This is a genomic window from Klebsiella sp. JN_Kp122, assembly GCF_040062085.1.
GTDB lineage: Bacteria > Pseudomonadota > Gammaproteobacteria > Enterobacterales > Enterobacteriaceae > Klebsiella > Klebsiella aerogenes.
The window spans coordinates 52,977-68,354 of record NZ_JBEAHW010000024.1; the positions used below are offsets into that span (position 1 = coordinate 52,977).

A 15,378-nucleotide genomic window follows, 5' to 3' on the forward strand; every position below is an offset into this window, starting at 1 on the left:
AGGGAGGATGGAAAGAGGTTGTTAAAAAAGGAAACTCATCAGCGTTAAACCACTCAAGTGTATCCACGAGCACATCACCAAATAGGACGGGTATATGAAAATCAAAACTGGCGCTCGCATCCTCGCGCTGTCTGCATTGACGACGATGATGTTTTCCGCCTCTGCCCTCGCAAAAATTGAAGAAGGTAAGCTGGTTATCTGGATTAACGGCGATAAAGGCTATAACGGCCTCGCTGAAGTGGGTAAAAAGTTCGAGAAAGATACCGGCATTAAAGTTTCCGTAGAACATCCGGATAAGCTGGAAGAGAAGTTCCCGCAGGTTGCAGCGACCGGCGACGGCCCGGATATCATCTTCTGGGCGCATGACCGCTTTGGCGGCTATGCGCAGTCCGGTCTGCTGGCGGAAATCACCCCGGATAAAGCGTTCCAGGACAAACTCTATCCGTTCACCTGGGATGCCGTACGCTACAACGGCAAACTGATCGCTTACCCGGTGGCGGTGGAAGCCTTGTCGCTGATTTATAACAAAGACCTGGTCCCGAACCCGCCGAAAACCTGGGAAGAGATCCCGGCGCTGGATAAAGCGCTGAAGGCGAAAGGCAAGAGCGCGCTGATGTTCAACCTACAAGAACCGTACTTCACCTGGCCGCTGATCGCCGCCGATGGTGGATACGCGTTTAAGTTTGAAAACGGCAAATACGACGTGAAAAACGTCGGCGTCGATAGCGCCGGGGCAAAAGCCGGTCTGACCTTCCTGGTCGACCTCATCAAAAATAAACACATGAACGCCGACACCGACTACTCCATCGCGGAAGCGGCGTTCAACAAAGGCGAAACCGCGATGACCATCAACGGTCCGTGGGCGTGGTCTAACATCGACAAGAGCAAGGTTAACTACGGCGTCACTCTGCTGCCGACCTTCAAAGGCAAACCGTCTAAACCGTTCGTTGGCGTACTGAGCGCCGGGATTAACGCCGCCAGTCCGAATAAAGAACTGGCGAAAGAGTTCCTCGAAAACTACCTGATGACCGATCCGGGCCTGGAAGCGGTGAATAACGATAAACCGCTGGGCGCCGTGGCGCTGAAATCCTTCCAGGAGAAGCTGGAGAAAGACCCGCGTATCGCCGCCACCATGGCTAACGCCCAGAAAGGCGAAATCATGCCGAACATCCCGCAGATGTCGGCGTTCTGGTATGCCGTCCGTACCGCGGTTATCAACGCCGCAAGCGGCCGTCAGACCGTCGATGCCGCGCTGAAGGATGCACAGGGCCGTATCACCAAGTAATACCGTCGCACACGTGCCGGATGGCGGCATAAATGCCTTATCCGGCCTACACGCTTTGTAGGCCGGATAAGCACAGCGCCATCAGGCACTCTTGTCGACAGATATTTAACGTTGTAGAGGATGATCCCCATGGATGCCGTTAAAAAGAAACACTGGTGGCAAAGCCCGCAACTCACATGGTCTGTGATTGGTTTGCTGTGCCTGCTGGTGGGTTACCTTGTTGTTTTAATGTACGCCCAGGGGGAGTACCTGTTCGCCATCATGACGCTGATTTTAAGCTCAGTTGGCCTGTATATCTTTTCCAATCGCAAGGCCTATGCCTGGCGTTACGTTTATCCGGGTCTCGCCGGGATGGGGCTGTTTGTTCTGTTCCCGCTGATCTGCACCATTGCCATCGCCTTCACCAACTACAGCAGCACCAACCAGCTCACCTTCGAACGCGCCCAACAGGTACTGATGGATCGTTCTTTCCAGGCCGGCAAAGCCTATAACTTCTCACTCTACCCGGCAGGCGATGAGTGGCAGTTGGCGCTGACGGACGGTGAAAGCGGTAAAAATTATCTCTCTGAGGCCTTTAAATTTGGCGGCGAGCAGAAGCTGGCGTTAAAAGAAGCCGATGCCCTGCCGCAAGGCGAACGCGCGAATTTACGCGTAATCACCCAGAACCGCGCCGCGCTGAACCAACTGACCGCCGTGCTGCCGGATGAAAGCAAAGTGATTATGAGTTCACTGCGCCAGTTTTCCGGCACCCAGCCGCTGTACGCGCTGGCTAACGACGGCACGCTCACCAACAACCAAAGCGGCGTGAAATATCGCCCCAACGCCGACATCGGCTTTTATCAATCCATCAATGCCGACGGCAGCTGGGGCAATGAGAAGCTGAGCCCGGGTTATACCGTCACCATCGGCTGGGATAACTTCACCCGCGTTTTCCAGGATGAAGGGATCCAGAAGCCGTTCTTCGCCATTTTCGTCTGGACCGTGGTGTTCTCGGTGCTGACGGTGATTTTGACCGTCGCCGTGGGAATGGTGCTGGCCTGCCTGGTGCAGTGGGAAGCGTTGAAGGGCAAAGCGATTTACCGCGTGCTGTTGATTCTGCCGTATGCGGTGCCGTCATTTATCTCAATACTGATTTTCAAGGGGCTGTTTAACCAGAGCTTTGGTGAAATCAACATGATGCTGAGCGCACTGTTCGGCATTAAACCGGCCTGGTTTAGCGACCCAACCACCGCGCGCACGATGATCATCATCGTCAACACCTGGCTGGGCTACCCGTACATGATGATCCTGTGCATGGGACTGCTGAAGGCGATTCCGGACGATCTGTACGAGGCGTCGGCGATGGATGGCGCGGGGCCGTTCCAGAACTTCTTTAAAATTACGCTACCGCTGCTGATCAAGCCGCTCACGCCGCTGATGATTGCCAGCTTCGCCTTTAACTTTAACAACTTCGTGCTGATTCAACTGTTAACCAACGGTGGCCCGGACCGTCTCGGCACCACCACGCCGGCCGGTTATACCGACCTGCTGGTGAGCTACACCTATCGCATCGCCTTTGAAGGCGGCGGCGGTCAGGACTTCGGCCTGGCGGCGGCTATCGCCACGCTTATCTTCCTGCTGGTTGGGGCGTTAGCGATTGTGAATCTGAAAGCCACGCGCATGAAGTTTGATTAAAGGAGATAACGATAATGGCTATGGTCCAACCCAAATCGCAGAAGCTACGTTTATTTACCACGCATCTCCTGCTGCTGATTTTTATCGCCGCGATTATGTTCCCGCTGCTGATGGTTATCGCTATCTCGCTGCGCGAAGGCAACTTCGCGACCGGCAGCCTGATCCCGGATACCATCTCCTGGGAGCACTGGCGTCTGGCATTAGGCTTCAGCGTCGAACACGCCGATGGCCGGGTAACGCCGCCGCCATTCCCGGTCCTGCTGTGGCTGTGGAACTCAATTAAGGTGGCCGGGATTACTGCGATCGGCATCGTCGCCCTCTCCACCACCTGCGCTTACGCTTTCGCCCGTATGCGCTTCCCGGGTAAAGCGACGCTGCTCAAAGGGATGTTGATTTTCCAGATGTTCCCGGCGGTACTGTCGCTGGTGGCGCTGTATGCGTTGTTCGACCGCCTCGGTCAGTATCTGCCTTTCGTCGGCCTCAACACTCACGGCGGGGTGATCTTCGCCTATATGGGCGGCATCGCGCTGCACGTCTGGACGATTAAGGGCTACTTCGAAACTATCGATGGTTCACTGGAAGAAGCGGCCGCGCTGGATGGCGCCACTCCGTGGCAGGCCTTCCGCCTGGTGCTGCTGCCGCTGTCGGTGCCGATTCTGGCGGTCGTGTTTATTCTGTCGTTCATCGCCGCGATTACCGAAGTGCCGGTGGCCTCGTTGCTGCTACGCGATGTGAACAGCTATACCCTGGCGGTGGGGATGCAGCAGTATCTCAATCCGCAGAACTACCTGTGGGGCGACTTCGCCGCGGCGGCGGTACTGTCGGCGATTCCGATTACCGTCGTCTTCCTGCTGGCTCAGCGTTGGTTGGTCAACGGCCTGACGGCGGGCGGGGTGAAAGGTTAAGTTTCATCATGTTAGACCCTTGTTTTATCGCCCAAAATTTCAGAGAGGGTGGGATGTGGTACACGACCCCAACCGGGTACGGCAGCCCACCTCTCCCTGAAAAAGTAGGGCAAATGCCACTGCAATCCTCTACTGGACCCTACATAAATTTCATTTGTGATTGTCGGTCAAGCGGCCCTGGAGGCCGCTTTTTTTATTCCCGTTTCAGGCGGTTGGAATTACACAACCACAGGGTAATCACCAGGATAAGGATCGCCGCAGAGTAAATCAGCACCGCCATCGGCGACTCATGGTCGACGATAATAAGCCGAACAATCGCCGTAATGCCGATATAGACGAAATAACGCAGCGGGAAGTGAAAACCGGACTCAAAGTATTTCACAATCAACGCGATAAATTCGAAGTAGAGAAAATAAACCACCAGCCCTTCGACCAGCTTGTACTTACTCACCGGCTCCGGCGTAAACAGCACGTGCGCCAGATGCAGGGTCTCCTTTCCCAGGAACACCACCAGAATAATTCCCAGGCACAATAGCGCCAGGTTGAGCACGGCCTGCATGGCCTTCGCAACAAAATTAACCAGCGGACGATATACCGACGGCATAGTGACACCTCAAATGCATGAACGTTATTGATCTGTATAGCGCAAAAGTGTGATCCAGATCTACTTCGCTTTGCGAGCAGCATCGGTCCTTCAACGCGGTAAATGCAACTAAGAGAAAGTTTTACTTCCTACAATGCTGTGAGCAAGTTAACTAAATCATCCGTTACGCTTAGGACAAAACCAAATAACCAACTGAAATTTAAAACATTTACTATTTGAAACAGTTATATCTTAAAACCTGCCACAAGATAAAATTTTTCTCTAATCCGCATTGTTTATATGGCTATTAAGGTAAGATTTTTCTCATCCTTTGTCTTAGCATTATCGCAGCTGAATAAAATTTAATTTTGGAAATTAAATCATTATGAATACCGATAACGCTTCCCTGTACGTAAAATGGCTCAAACAAGAAGTTGCCCCGGCTTTAGGTTGTACTGAACCCGTCGCTATTTCCTTCACTGCCGCCTACGCCGCACAATATCTGGATCAGCCTTGCACCAGAATTAGCGGTTTTATTTCCGCCAATCTCTATAAAAACGCGATGGGCGTGACTATTCCCGGCACCACCGTTTGCGGTGTAGCGCTGGCCGCCGCAATTGGCGCATTTGGCGGCAATCCGCAAAAGGGATTAAAAACGCTGGAAGATATCACCCCGCTACACGTCGAAATGGCGCAGAAACTGATCGCCAATAATGCCGTTGATATTGCCGTCGAAGAGACTCCGGACTTTATTCATCTCGATTTAACCCTCTCTGCTGGCGAGAATAACTGTCGCGTCGTGGTGAAAGGAACCCATACCAACGTGGTCGAACTTTATATTAATGGTCAGCCACAGCCATTAAGCGCAAAACAGAATGCGAGCGCCCGGCACGAAACGCTGCCCACATTTTCGCTACAGCAGGCTTACGAATTTATTAATAGCGCCGACTTTAATGATATTCGCTTTATTCTCGAAGCCGCGCGCTTAAACTCCGCGCTGGCGGCAGAAGGCAAAACCAAAAAATATGGCCTGAACATTAACGGTACCTTTGCTGACGCCGTGAAAAACGGCCTGATGAGCAACGATCTGTTAAGCAAGGTGATCATCGACACCGTCGCCGCTTCAGATGCCCGCATGGGCGGCGCGCCGGTGGTAGCGATGTCTAACTTCGGCTCAGGCAATCAGGGCATTACAGCAACCATGCCGGTAGTGGTGGTTGCAGAGCATCTCGGCGCCGATGAAGAGAACCTGGCGCGCGCTTTGTCTCTTTCTCATCTCACCGCCATCTCAATTCATTCTCGTTATACGCGCTTATCTGCGCTATGCGCGGCCTCAACCGCCGCCATGGGCGCCGCCGCCGGGATGGCCTGGCTATTTACTCGCGACATCAACACCATTAACACCGCGATTATTAATATGGTCAGCGATATTACCGGCATGATTTGTGATGGCGCCTCTAATAGCTGTGCGATGAAAGTCTCATCTGTGGTATCCAGCGCCTTCAAGGCGGTACTGATGGCAATGCAAAATAGCTGCGCTGGCGCCAATGACGGTATTGTCTGCGCCGATGTCGAGCAGACTATTAATAACCTGTGTCGCCTGGTGATTAAACCAATGACCCTCACCGATAAAGAAATCATCAGCATCATGGTCGCTAAATAATAATATTTAACGGGCCTGAACATTCAGGCCCTGATTCACCTACCCTACCCACACTATTATTTATAAATTAGCAGGTATAGCAGATGAATAAAAAAGTCATCTTCCGCGGCGCCAGCGCCATTATGCCGCTGTGCATCGGCGACTTTCCATTTTCATTTATTGTCGGCGCATTAAGCGTCAGCGCCGGCATGAGCGTCTGGCAGAGTACGGCGTGGTCGGCGATTGTTATTGCCGGCTCCGCGCAAATGCTGGCATTAAATATGCTTAAAACCGGCGCCACGCTCGGGGTTATTATATTCACCACATTAATAATTAACCTACGTCACGTACTGTACAGCGCCTCTATTTCCGGTACCGTCCGTGAAGCGTCATTCTTTAAAAAATGCTTTATGTCCTACGCGCTGACCGATGAAGTGTATGCCACCACCGTCAAAGAGATGGAAGGCAATAAGCAGGATAAGTATCTGTTTTATGGCTCGGCGATGATCACCTTCTGGGCGATTTGGGTACTGGCCGATTTCCTCGGCGCGCTGGTCGGCGCCTCATTCCCGAATATTGAAAAGTATGGTCTGGATTTCGCCATGGTCGCCGCCTTTATCGCCATCGTGGTGCCGCAAATAAAAAGCCAGGCCTGTACCGTCGCCGCCGTGGTGGCCGCCGTCTCCGGCGTGCTGTTGGTCATCCTGCCCTACTCCCTGGGTATTGTCGTCGCCTCAGTACTTGGCGTGCTCGCCGGGCTGTGCGTCGACCTGGCTGAAGAACGTAAACAGGCAGCGATTGCCGAATCCGACATGCCGCTCGTGGAGGCGCTGGAACATGAATAATAGCTACTTTATCGCCCTGACTTTGGGTATGGCCGCCGTGACCTTCCTGATCCGATTTTCGTTTATCGGCCTGGCCGGAAAAATCCAGATGTCCGAGCGGGTGACGAAAACGCTGCGCTTCGTCCCGGTCACCGTCCTGCCGGCCATTATCACCATTCAGATCCTTAGCGTGAATTCCAGCATGGAGTTCGACTTAAAGAATCCGAAGGTGATCGCCGCCATTATCTGCACGCTCGCCAGCTTCCGTTTAGGCCTGGTGTGGGTGGTGGTGAGCGGCGTCGGCTCGCTGGTGTTGTTGAATTACTTTATGTAACCGTTTGAAGGATAACCCGTATGATTATTACCACCGCTGACGCGCCTGCCGCTATCGGCCCGTACGTGCAGGGCGTCAATCTCGGCGCGATGACCATCACCTCCGGTCAGTTGCCGATTAATCCGCTGGACGGCACCATGCCCAGCGATATCGCCGAACAGGCGCGGCAATCGCTGGAAAATGTGAAAGCCATCGTTGAAGCTGCCGGACTCACGGTCGGGCAGATTGTTAAAACCACGGTGTTTGTCAAAGACCTGAAGGATTTTGCCGCCATCAACGCCGCCTATGAGGCCTTCTTTACCGAACATCAGGCCACCTTTCCGGCACGCTCCTGCGTGGAGGTCGCAACACTGCCGAAAGACGCCGGCGTCGAAATCGAAGCCATCGCCTTCGCTCGTTAATCTCCTGGCTGGGGGGGGAAAACCTCCAGCCTCCTTCCCCACCGTTTTTCGCCGTTCCTCCTTGCTCATTTTGCAGGCACTATACGATGAGATCCGAACGAGGAATGCAGCATGTCGAATGAGCCAAATATTCCCCCTTTTACGCTTCGCGATACCGGCGTTCGCAACGTCATTTGCGGCGAAAACGTGGTCATATACCAGCCCGCCAACCTTTATGATTGCCAGCTTGACGATAACGTTTTTGTCGGGCCGTTCGTCGAGATTCAGGGGCACACGCGCATCGGTGCGGACAGCAAAATCCAGTCCCACAGTTTTATCTGCGAGTACGTCACCATCGGCCAACGCTGTTTTATCGGCCACGGCGTGATGTTCGCTAACGATATGTTCCGCGATGGCAAACCGAATGCCGACCGCGACAGTTGGGGGCGCATTGAAATCGGCAATGACGTGTCTATCGGCAGCGGCGCCACCATTCTGGCGGTGAGTATCTGCGATGGCGTGGTCATCGGCGCCGGGAGCGTGGTGACAAAATCCATCACCGAGAAAGGCGTTTGGGCGGGCAACCCGGCGAGGCTGCTGCGGCGACTATAAATAAAAATGCCGACCCGAGGGTCGGCATTAAGGTTTAATTGCGCAGCGCTTATGCGCGCCAGGCTTTATAACGGTTAATCAGGCCGTTGGTAGAGCTGTCGTGGCTGCTGACGTCCGCGCCATCTTTCAGTTCCGGCAGGATACGGTTAGCCAGCTGTTTACCCAGCTCAACGCCCCACTGATCGAAGGTGAAGATGTTGAGGATCGCGCCCTGGGTGAAGATTTTGTGCTCATACAGCGCAATCAATGCGCCCAGGCTGAACGGGGTAATTTCACGCAGCAGGATGGAGTTGGTCGGACGGTTGCCTTCGAACACTTTGAACGGCACCACGTGCTCAAGCTGAGCCGGATCTTTACCGTGATCGCGATATTCCTGCTCAACCACTTCGCGGGATTTACCAAAGGCCAGCGCTTCGGTCTGAGCGAAGAAGTTAGACAGCAGTTTCTGATGGTGGTCAGACAGCGGGTTATGGGTGATAGCCGGGGCGATGAAATCGCACGGTACCATTTTGGTGCCCTGGTGGATCAGCTGATAGAACGCGTGCTGACCGTTAGTCCCCGGCTCGCCCCAGATGATAGGGCCAGTCTGGTAATCTACGACGTTGCCGTTACGGTCAACGTACTTACCGTTGGATTCCATGTTGCCCTGCTGGAAGTAAGCGGCAAAGCGATGCATGTACTGATCGTACGGCAGAATTGCTTCGGTTTCGGCGCCGAAGAAATTGTTGTACCAGATACCAATCAGCGCCAGCAGTACCGGCAGGTTTTTCTCAGCCGGCGTGGTAGAGAAGTGTTTGTCCATGGCGTGGGCGCCGGACAGCAGCTGAACGAAGTTGTCGAAGCCGACGGACAGAATGATAGACAGACCGATGGCGGACCACAGGGAGTAACGACCGCCGACCCAGTCCCAGAACTCAAACATGTTAGCCGTATCGATACCGAACTCGCCAACCGCTTTACCGTTGGTGGAGAGCGCCGCGAAGTGTTTCGCCACGTGTTTCTCGTCGCCCGCGGTCGCCAGGAACCAGTCACGCGCGCTGTGGGCGTTGGTCATGGTTTCCTGAGTGGTGAAGGTTTTAGAAGCCACCAGGAACAGCGTGGTTTCCGGATTCACCGCTTTCAGCACTTCGGCGATATGGGTGCCGTCAACGTTAGAAACGAAGTGCATGTTGAGGTGGTTTTTATACGGGCGCAGCGCTTCGGTCACCATGAACGGGCCGAGATCTGAACCACCAATACCGATGTTCACCACGTCGGTGATCGGTTTGCCGGTATAGCCTTTCCAGCTACCAGAGATAATCGCTTCTGAGAAGGCTTTCATCTTCTCCAGTACAGCGTTGACTTCCGGCATCACATCTTTGCCGTCAACCACAATTGGCGTATTGCTGCGGTTGCGCAGTGCGACGTGCAGTACCGCGCGGTCTTCGGTACGGTTAATTTTTTCACCGGAGAACATCGACTTGATAGCGCCGGCCAGATCGGTCTCTTTCGCCAGATCCTGCAGCTTAGACAGCGTCTCTTCAGTGATGCGGTTCTTGGAGAAGTCCACCAGCATCAGATCGTCAAAAGTGGCGGAGAATTTAGAGAAACGATCGCTATCTTTGGCGAAAAGCTCGCTGATAGTGACGTCTTTCATTTCATCGAAGTGTTTCTGTAATGCCTGCCATGCAGCGGTCTGCGTTGGGTTGATATTTTTCATTAGCAATACTCTTCTGATTTGAAAAATGTGACTTCGGTCGATTGTAGCCTCAGCGGCGGAAAATTGTGATGATTTTTGTGTTATGCCGTTGACGGGGGTCAGAAATAGGGTAAAGAGCTCCCATATTATAGCGATCATTAGGCTTTTTTCTGTTATCCGCCAATGCATGAAAAATCCGCATAACCCTGTCGTTGACATACCCGCCCGGAAGCCTTTATATAGCTGAACTGCCTACGGAACCGTAGGTATGTATTGCTCGCGCATTTCACGCTACAGCGAAGAGTATCGCTGGGGGGTATAATGACCAGTCTCCCCCCAGGCATAGTGAAAGACGTCAGTAATTGCCAGAAGAGGTGCGTTGCCCAGGTAACCGTATTGGAGGAACCAGTCCGGGGAAAATACGTGAGGGGGAGCAACGCCGAGGCGCACAGGCATCTGGTTAAGTCTGTCGCCGGCCACAGGGGCTGAATCCCCTGGGTTGTCACCAGAAGCGTTCGCAGTCGGGCGTTTCATACTCGCGAACCGATGCGCGTCATCGGCGAACGGGTCTACAAGGTGGAGCACTTCTGGGTGACATCGTAGTTTGTTTATCGCTCTGCGCCCACCCTACTTTTCGCTCTTCCCTTGTGCCATGGCTGAGTTAATTTGGCCTGGCTTATTAAGACATTTTGTAGCGCTCCGGTTATTTCCAGCCCGAACCAGGAGCGGTTGTTCAGGAATCGTTTTAATAAGTCAGGCCCCCTGACACGAGGTTGTTATGACAGATTTAGTTGTTGCTAAGTTCGGCGGCACCAGCGTGGCCGATTTCGACGCGATGAACCGTAGCGTCGACGTCGCGCTGCTGGATGCGAATACCCGCGTAGTGGTGTTATCCGCATCGGCTGGCGTTACCAATATCTTAGTTGCTTTAGCGGCAGGGCTGGAACCCACCGAACGTTTCGCTAAGCTCGATGAAATGCGCCAAATCCAGTTCAATATTCTGGAGCGTTTACGTTATCCCAACGTTATTCGTGAAGAAATTGAACGTCTGCTGGAAAACATTACTACCCTGGCGGAAGCCGCCTCGCTGGCCAGCTCGGAAGCCTTGACCGATGAACTGGTGAGCCACGGCGAACTGATGTCCACCTTACTGTTCGTTGAGATCCTGCGCGAACGCGGTATTGCGGCGCAGTGGTTCGACGTACGTAAAGTGATGCGCACCAACGATCGTTTCGGCCGTGCCGAACCGGATATCGCCGCGCTGGCGGAGCTAACGCAACAACAACTGGCGCCGCGCCTGCAAGAAGGCCTGGTTATTACCCAGGGCTTTATCGGCAGCGAAGCCAAAGGACGCACCACTACCCTTGGTCGCGGCGGCAGCGACTATACCGCTGCGCTGCTCGGCGAGGCCTTAAACGCCAGCCGTGTGGATATCTGGACCGATGTCCCAGGGATCTACACAACCGACCCGCGCGTCGCGCCCGCGGCGAAACGCATCGATGTGATCGCTTTCGCTGAAGCCGCGGAGATGGCCACGTTCGGGGCCAAGGTATTGCATCCGGCCACCCTGCTGCCGGCCGTACGCAGCGATATTCCGGTATTCGTCGGCTCCAGCAAAGAACCTAAAGCCGGCGGCACGCTGGTCTGTCATAAAACCGAAAATCCACCGCTGTTCCGCGCGCTGGCGCTGCGTCGTCGTCAGACGCTACTGACCCTGCACAGCCTGCATATGCTGCACTCCCGCGGCTTCCTTGCTGAAGTGTTCGGTATTCTGGCGCGGCATAATATTTCCGTCGATCTGATCACCACCTCGGAAGTGAGCATTGCGCTGACCATGGACACCACCGGTTCTACCTCCGCTGGCGACACCCTGCTCACCCAGGCGCTGCTGACCGAGCTCTCTTCGCTGTGCCGCGTCGAAGTGGAAGAGAATCTGGCGCTGGTCGCCCTGATCGGCAACGAGCTGTCGAAAGCCTGCGGCGTCGGTAAAGAGGTGTTTGGCGTTCTGGAACCGTTCAATATCCGCATGATCTGTTACGGCGCATCCAGCCACAACCTGTGCTTCCTGGTGCCGGGCGACGATGCGGAGAAAGTGGTGCAGAAGCTGCATCATAATTTGTTTGAATAATCGCGACGGGAAAGCCCGTTAGCAAAAGGCCCGGTTTCGTCAGAAGCCGGGCCTTTTTTATGGCGCCAGTACCGTGCTCATCAGCAAGCGATCGAGTTGCTCAACGCGCCCCGTTCGGCTATCCGGCAGTTCCGGCGCTACCTCGCCACGCGCCAGCTCATGTTGAATAAAGGCATGCAAAAGCGGGCGTCGTATGCCGTACTCTGCTTCGCCGGCACGTTGTTTGCGAACCAGCAGCTCATCGATTTCATTACGCAGGGCGGGTTCCAGTTCGCTGCCCGCCAGCAGTTCGCTAAAACGCATCGGCGGCACGCCTTTACCGGCTTCAACCCAGCGCACGGCCAACAGCGGGCGCAGTACATAAAAGTATTTTTTCAACCGTACCTGCTCACCCTGCAGGTAGCCGCGAAAGTTCTTCCGCGCCATTGAATAGTAGTGCCAACGGGCGCGTAGCGGCGAAAACCACTGCGGCACCAGCGCTTTTAACGCCGCCACTGTCGACGCATCCTGCTGATACACCACCGGTGAATCCAGCCACTCTATAAGAGTAGGGTTCGCCGCTTTCAATAACCCCAGCGCTTTGCGCCACTCCCAGCCGCAGACATCCAGCTCATCATCTATCGGCAGTTCGATAACATCGCGCTGCGCTTCCACGCGTAAATACCATTCGGGTTGATGAACATATAAAAAGCGAACATCATAATCGCTATCCGGCGAGGCAAAACCCCAGCCGCGGCTACCCGATTCACAGGCATACAGCACCCTGACCTGGTAGCGTTGTTCTATGTCGGCTAACTGCCGCCGCACGCGCTGGCGCATCGCGGCATCGACGCTATTTTCACTCATTATTTTTTATCCTTTAACACAGACGACCTGACGCAGGGTATGTACCACCTCTACCAGCGACGATTGCGCGGCCATCACCGCCTCAATGTCTTTATAAGCCAGCGGAATTTCGTCGATCACCTCACTATCTTTTCGGCATTCGACGTGGGCGGTCGTGCGGATCTGGTCTGCGACGGTGAACCGCTTTTTCGCCGCCGTTCGGCTCATCACGCGTCCTGCGCCGTGGCTACATGAGCAGAAACTCTCTTCATTACCCAATCCGCGCACAATGAAGCTTTTTGCCCCCATTGAGCCGGGAATGATGCCCATTTGCCCCTTCTGCGCCGATACCGCGCCTTTACGCGTGACCAGAACCTCTTCGCCAAAGTGCCGCTCTTTCTGCACATAGTTATGGTGGCAATTGACCGCCTCCTGCTGGGTCATAAACGGTTTCGTCACAATGGCCGATAGCGCCGCCAGTACCCGCGCCATCATTACCTCGCGATTATGCCTGGCGAAATCCTGCGCCCATTCCACCGCCTCGATGTAATCCTCGTAGTGCGGGCTACCTTCCTGAAAGTAGGCCAGATTTCTGTCCGGCAGATTAGCGATATGCTGCTGCATATCGTTCTGCGCCAGGGTAATAAACAGGTTGCCGATAGCATTACCGACGCCGCGCGAACCGCTATGCAGCATTACCCATACCCGCTGCTGTTCATCCAGGCACACTTCAATAAAGTGATTGCCGGTACCCAATGTTCCGAGATGCTGATGATTATTGGTTTTCAACAACTGCGGATATTTGTCCGTCAGGCGCTTAAAGCGCGGAGCCAGTAGCGACCACTGTTGATCGACTTCCTGCGGCGGCGTCTCCCAGGCGCCTTTATCGCGCCGGGAGCGCGTGTTAGTTCGCCCGTGCGGTACCGCCTGCTCGATCGCGCTGCGCAACCCGCCCAGGTTATCCGGCAGATCGCTGGCAATAAGCGAAGTACGCACCGCCATCATACCGCAGCCAATATCCACGCCGACGGCCGCCGGAATGATTGCCCCTTTTGTCGGGATCACGCTGCCAATAGTCGAGCCTTTCCCGAGATGCACGTCCGGCATCACCGCCAGATGCTTAAAGACAAACGGCATTTTTGCCGTATTCAGCAACTGGACGCGTGCTTCCGGCTCTACCGGCACGCCGCGGGTCCACATTTTGATCGGCGCGCTATTTTCCGCCGTCAGCAGGTGATAATCGTTATGCGCCATGGTTCACTCCATTAATGTTGATAAGTCCATGTAATACCTGGTCCAGCCCGCCAAATACGGAAATTTTATCGATTCGCTCCGCGACGCGTTCGAGCGTTTCAAGCTCTTTTAAGCGCAGGGCGACCGGATTGTTTTCCATTACTTTGGCCGTGTTCAATAAAGAACGAGTTGCCGCCGTCTCTTCCCGGCGGCGGATAACGTTGGCCTGGGCCGATTTCTCCGCTTCCACCAACTGCGACAAAATGGCCTTCATGTCGCCTGGCAGGACGATATCTTTTACTCCCAACGAGGCGATCTCGATGCCGAATGGCGCCATACGCTCTTTCACCTGCGCGCTCACCACTTCATCAATCATCTGTTTATTTTCCAGAAGCTCATCCAGCGTACGTGTACCGACCGCTTCGCGCAGCGCGAACTGCAGTTCACGATACAGATGATCCAGCGGTTTAGTTAACTGGCAAAATGCCGTCAGCACGTCTTGATAACGCCAGTTCGCCGCCAGATTCAGACGTAAATTAACTTTGTCTTTGGTCAGGATCTCCTGACCGCTGACCTCCAGCACCTGCAGGCGAGTATCCACCACTTCGGCTTCCACCAGATGGTTAATCTTCCAGTAGGCAGTCAAACCGGGCGGTAGAGCTTTCTGCAGCTCGCCGTCAATTTTCACCACCCCAACATGCCAGGCAGGAACCTGTACCGTCAGTATCGACTCACGCCCTTTTACCGCGCCGCTGCGTCGAGGTTGCAGTACCGCGTTCATCACCTCTGCTGGTACCAGCACCGCGCGAGTATCCATGCGTACCAGCTTCAGCGCATTGTCATATTGCCAGTACAGACGGCGCGTCGCTGGCGGGATGATCTCCTGCAGCACGCCATCGATATACAGCGCGCCGGCTTCCTCTTCCGCCATATCAGCCGCCAGGCAGTAACGGTCGATCCATTCAGGCTGGAAGCGGCGCATATAGTCGGCCAACGCCTGCGGTACTTCGCTGCCATCGGTGGTGACGATCAGCACTTCCGGTGTGGAAAACCACGGTAAGCGATGCTCGCCGGCTTCCAGTACCTGATAGTAGTCGCCCGCTTTCGCCAGCAGACCTAATTGACCTTTTCGTATCGTTATTTTCTTAGCCATTATTCGTTCCTTAAAAATGGAGCAGGCGCGGATGCAAAGGCGAAGCGGCAGGGGAACTCCCTTTTGCCTGGCGCCCGGCGTTATTATCGGCAACCTGTTTTGGGGACCGCCAAACACGCAGT

At 54.5% G+C, this 15,378-nt stretch carries 14 protein-coding genes and 1 riboswitch; of the genes, 9 read left to right on the forward strand and 5 right to left on the reverse strand.

Annotated features, from left to right (window positions below; translation table 11 throughout):
* Nucleotides 1-94: 94 nt before the first annotated feature.
* From malE to malG, 3 genes are all read left to right on the forward strand, one after another.
* Entirely contained in the window at nt 95-1,285 is a 1,191-nt protein-coding gene (gene malE / locus ABLU78_RS11455; RefSeq protein WP_015368772.1) for a maltose/maltodextrin ABC transporter substrate-binding protein MalE, read from the forward strand.
* A gap of 129 nt (nt 1,286-1,414) precedes the next feature.
* Nucleotides 1,415-2,959, forward strand: a complete 1,545-nt coding sequence (malF, locus tag ABLU78_RS11460) for a maltose ABC transporter permease MalF (protein ID WP_015368773.1) — start codon at nt 1,415-1,417, stop codon at nt 2,957-2,959.
* A gap of 14 nt (nt 2,960-2,973) precedes the next feature.
* Nucleotides 2,974-3,864, forward strand: a complete 891-nt coding sequence (gene malG / locus ABLU78_RS11465) for a maltose ABC transporter permease MalG (protein ID WP_015368774.1) — start codon at nt 2,974-2,976, stop codon at nt 3,862-3,864.
* Between the two features lie 193 nt (nt 3,865-4,057).
* On the opposite strand, the gene psiE is transcribed toward malG, so the two are convergent.
* A complete protein-coding gene (gene psiE, locus ABLU78_RS11470; protein WP_015368775.1) occupies nt 4,058-4,468 on the reverse strand; it encodes a phosphate-starvation-inducible protein PsiE in 411 nt (136 codons plus the stop codon).
* Between the two features lie 364 nt (nt 4,469-4,832).
* Between psiE and ABLU78_RS11475 the strand changes: the two genes are divergently transcribed.
* The 5 genes from ABLU78_RS11475 to ABLU78_RS11495 all read left to right on the forward strand — a co-directional run bounded on the left by ABLU78_RS11475 (nt 4,833) and on the right by ABLU78_RS11495 (nt 8,239).
* A complete protein-coding gene (locus tag ABLU78_RS11475) occupies nt 4,833-6,110 on the forward strand; it encodes an L-serine ammonia-lyase, iron-sulfur-dependent, subunit alpha (protein ID WP_032713438.1) in 1,278 nt (425 codons plus the stop codon).
* An 83-nt stretch (nt 6,111-6,193) separates the two neighbouring features.
* Nucleotides 6,194-6,934, forward strand: a complete 741-nt coding sequence (locus ABLU78_RS11480) for an AzlC family ABC transporter permease (protein ID WP_015368777.1) — start codon at nt 6,194-6,196, stop codon at nt 6,932-6,934.
* On the forward strand, nt 6,927-7,247 hold the full coding sequence (locus ABLU78_RS11485; protein WP_015368778.1) for an AzlD domain-containing protein: 321 nt from the start codon (nt 6,927-6,929) through the stop codon (nt 7,245-7,247). The genes ABLU78_RS11480 and ABLU78_RS11485 overlap by 8 nt, the downstream gene beginning before the upstream one ends.
* 20 nt (nt 7,248-7,267) lie before the next feature.
* The gene (locus tag ABLU78_RS11490) at nt 7,268-7,648 is read left to right on the forward strand and encodes a Rid family detoxifying hydrolase (RefSeq protein WP_048229782.1); all 381 of its coding nucleotides are present in this window, start codon (nt 7,268-7,270) and stop codon (nt 7,646-7,648) included.
* A gap of 111 nt (nt 7,649-7,759) precedes the next feature.
* Nucleotides 7,760-8,239 (forward strand): acyltransferase, encoded by a 480-nt coding sequence (locus ABLU78_RS11495; protein WP_015368780.1) that lies wholly within the window; start codon nt 7,760-7,762, stop codon nt 8,237-8,239.
* A 49-nt stretch (nt 8,240-8,288) separates the two neighbouring features.
* Here ABLU78_RS11495 and pgi read toward each other — a convergent pair whose 3' ends face one another.
* On the reverse strand, nt 8,289-9,938 hold the full coding sequence (gene pgi / locus ABLU78_RS11500) for a glucose-6-phosphate isomerase (protein ID WP_048229783.1): 1,650 nt from the start codon (nt 9,936-9,938) through the stop codon (nt 8,289-8,291).
* 340 nt (nt 9,939-10,278) lie between these two features.
* Nucleotides 10,279-10,512, forward strand: a riboswitch (Lysine riboswitch).
* Between the two features lie 183 nt (nt 10,513-10,695).
* Here pgi and lysC point away from each other — a divergent pair.
* Nucleotides 10,696-12,045 (forward strand): lysine-sensitive aspartokinase 3, encoded by a 1,350-nt coding sequence (gene lysC, locus ABLU78_RS11505; protein ID WP_015704032.1) that lies wholly within the window; start codon nt 10,696-10,698, stop codon nt 12,043-12,045.
* 57 nt (nt 12,046-12,102) lie between these two features.
* Here lysC and ABLU78_RS11510 read toward each other — a convergent pair whose 3' ends face one another.
* The 3 genes from ABLU78_RS11510 to ABLU78_RS11520 are packed head-to-tail and all read right to left on the reverse strand — an operon-like array spanning nt 12,103 to nt 15,256.
* Complete coding sequence (locus ABLU78_RS11510) at nt 12,103-12,891, reverse strand: nucleotidyltransferase domain-containing protein (RefSeq protein ID WP_015704031.1); 789 nt, start codon at nt 12,889-12,891, stop codon at nt 12,103-12,105.
* A 6-nt stretch (nt 12,892-12,897) separates the two neighbouring features.
* Entirely contained in the window at nt 12,898-14,124 is a 1,227-nt protein-coding gene (locus ABLU78_RS11515; RefSeq protein ID WP_032713435.1) for an RtcB family protein, read from the reverse strand.
* On the reverse strand, nt 14,114-15,256 hold the full coding sequence (locus ABLU78_RS11520) for a slipin family protein (protein WP_015704029.1): 1,143 nt from the start codon (nt 15,254-15,256) through the stop codon (nt 14,114-14,116). The genes ABLU78_RS11515 and ABLU78_RS11520 overlap by 11 nt, the downstream gene beginning before the upstream one ends.
* Nucleotides 15,257-15,378 lie beyond the last annotated feature (122 nt).

What these genes read in the sequence shown, in the direction of transcription:
- malE (WP_015368772.1), top strand. Translation starts at nt 95, where the DNA reads ATGAAAATCAAAACTGGCGCTCGCATCCTCGCGCTGTCTGCATTGACG.
- malF (WP_015368773.1), top strand. Translation starts at nt 1,415, where the DNA reads ATGGATGCCGTTAAAAAGAAACACTGGTGGCAAAGCCCGCAACTCACA.
- malG (WP_015368774.1), top strand. Translation starts at nt 2,974, where the DNA reads ATGGCTATGGTCCAACCCAAATCGCAGAAGCTACGTTTATTTACCACG.
- psiE (WP_015368775.1), bottom strand. Translation starts at nt 4,468, where the DNA reads ATGCCGTCGGTATATCGTCCGCTGGTTAATTTTGTTGCGAAGGCCATG.
- ABLU78_RS11475 (WP_032713438.1), top strand. Translation starts at nt 4,833, where the DNA reads ATGAATACCGATAACGCTTCCCTGTACGTAAAATGGCTCAAACAAGAA.
- ABLU78_RS11480 (WP_015368777.1), top strand. Translation starts at nt 6,194, where the DNA reads ATGAATAAAAAAGTCATCTTCCGCGGCGCCAGCGCCATTATGCCGCTG.
- ABLU78_RS11485 (WP_015368778.1), top strand. Translation starts at nt 6,927, where the DNA reads ATGAATAATAGCTACTTTATCGCCCTGACTTTGGGTATGGCCGCCGTG.
- ABLU78_RS11490 (WP_048229782.1), top strand. Translation starts at nt 7,268, where the DNA reads ATGATTATTACCACCGCTGACGCGCCTGCCGCTATCGGCCCGTACGTG.
- ABLU78_RS11495 (WP_015368780.1), top strand. Translation starts at nt 7,760, where the DNA reads ATGTCGAATGAGCCAAATATTCCCCCTTTTACGCTTCGCGATACCGGC.
- pgi (WP_048229783.1), bottom strand. Translation starts at nt 9,938, where the DNA reads ATGAAAAATATCAACCCAACGCAGACCGCTGCATGGCAGGCATTACAG.
- lysC (WP_015704032.1), top strand. Translation starts at nt 10,696, where the DNA reads ATGACAGATTTAGTTGTTGCTAAGTTCGGCGGCACCAGCGTGGCCGAT.
- ABLU78_RS11510 (WP_015704031.1), bottom strand. Translation starts at nt 12,891, where the DNA reads ATGAGTGAAAATAGCGTCGATGCCGCGATGCGCCAGCGCGTGCGGCGG.
- ABLU78_RS11515 (WP_032713435.1), bottom strand. Translation starts at nt 14,124, where the DNA reads ATGGCGCATAACGATTATCACCTGCTGACGGCGGAAAATAGCGCGCCG.
- ABLU78_RS11520 (WP_015704029.1), bottom strand. Translation starts at nt 15,256, where the DNA reads ATGGCTAAGAAAATAACGATACGAAAAGGTCAATTAGGTCTGCTGGCG.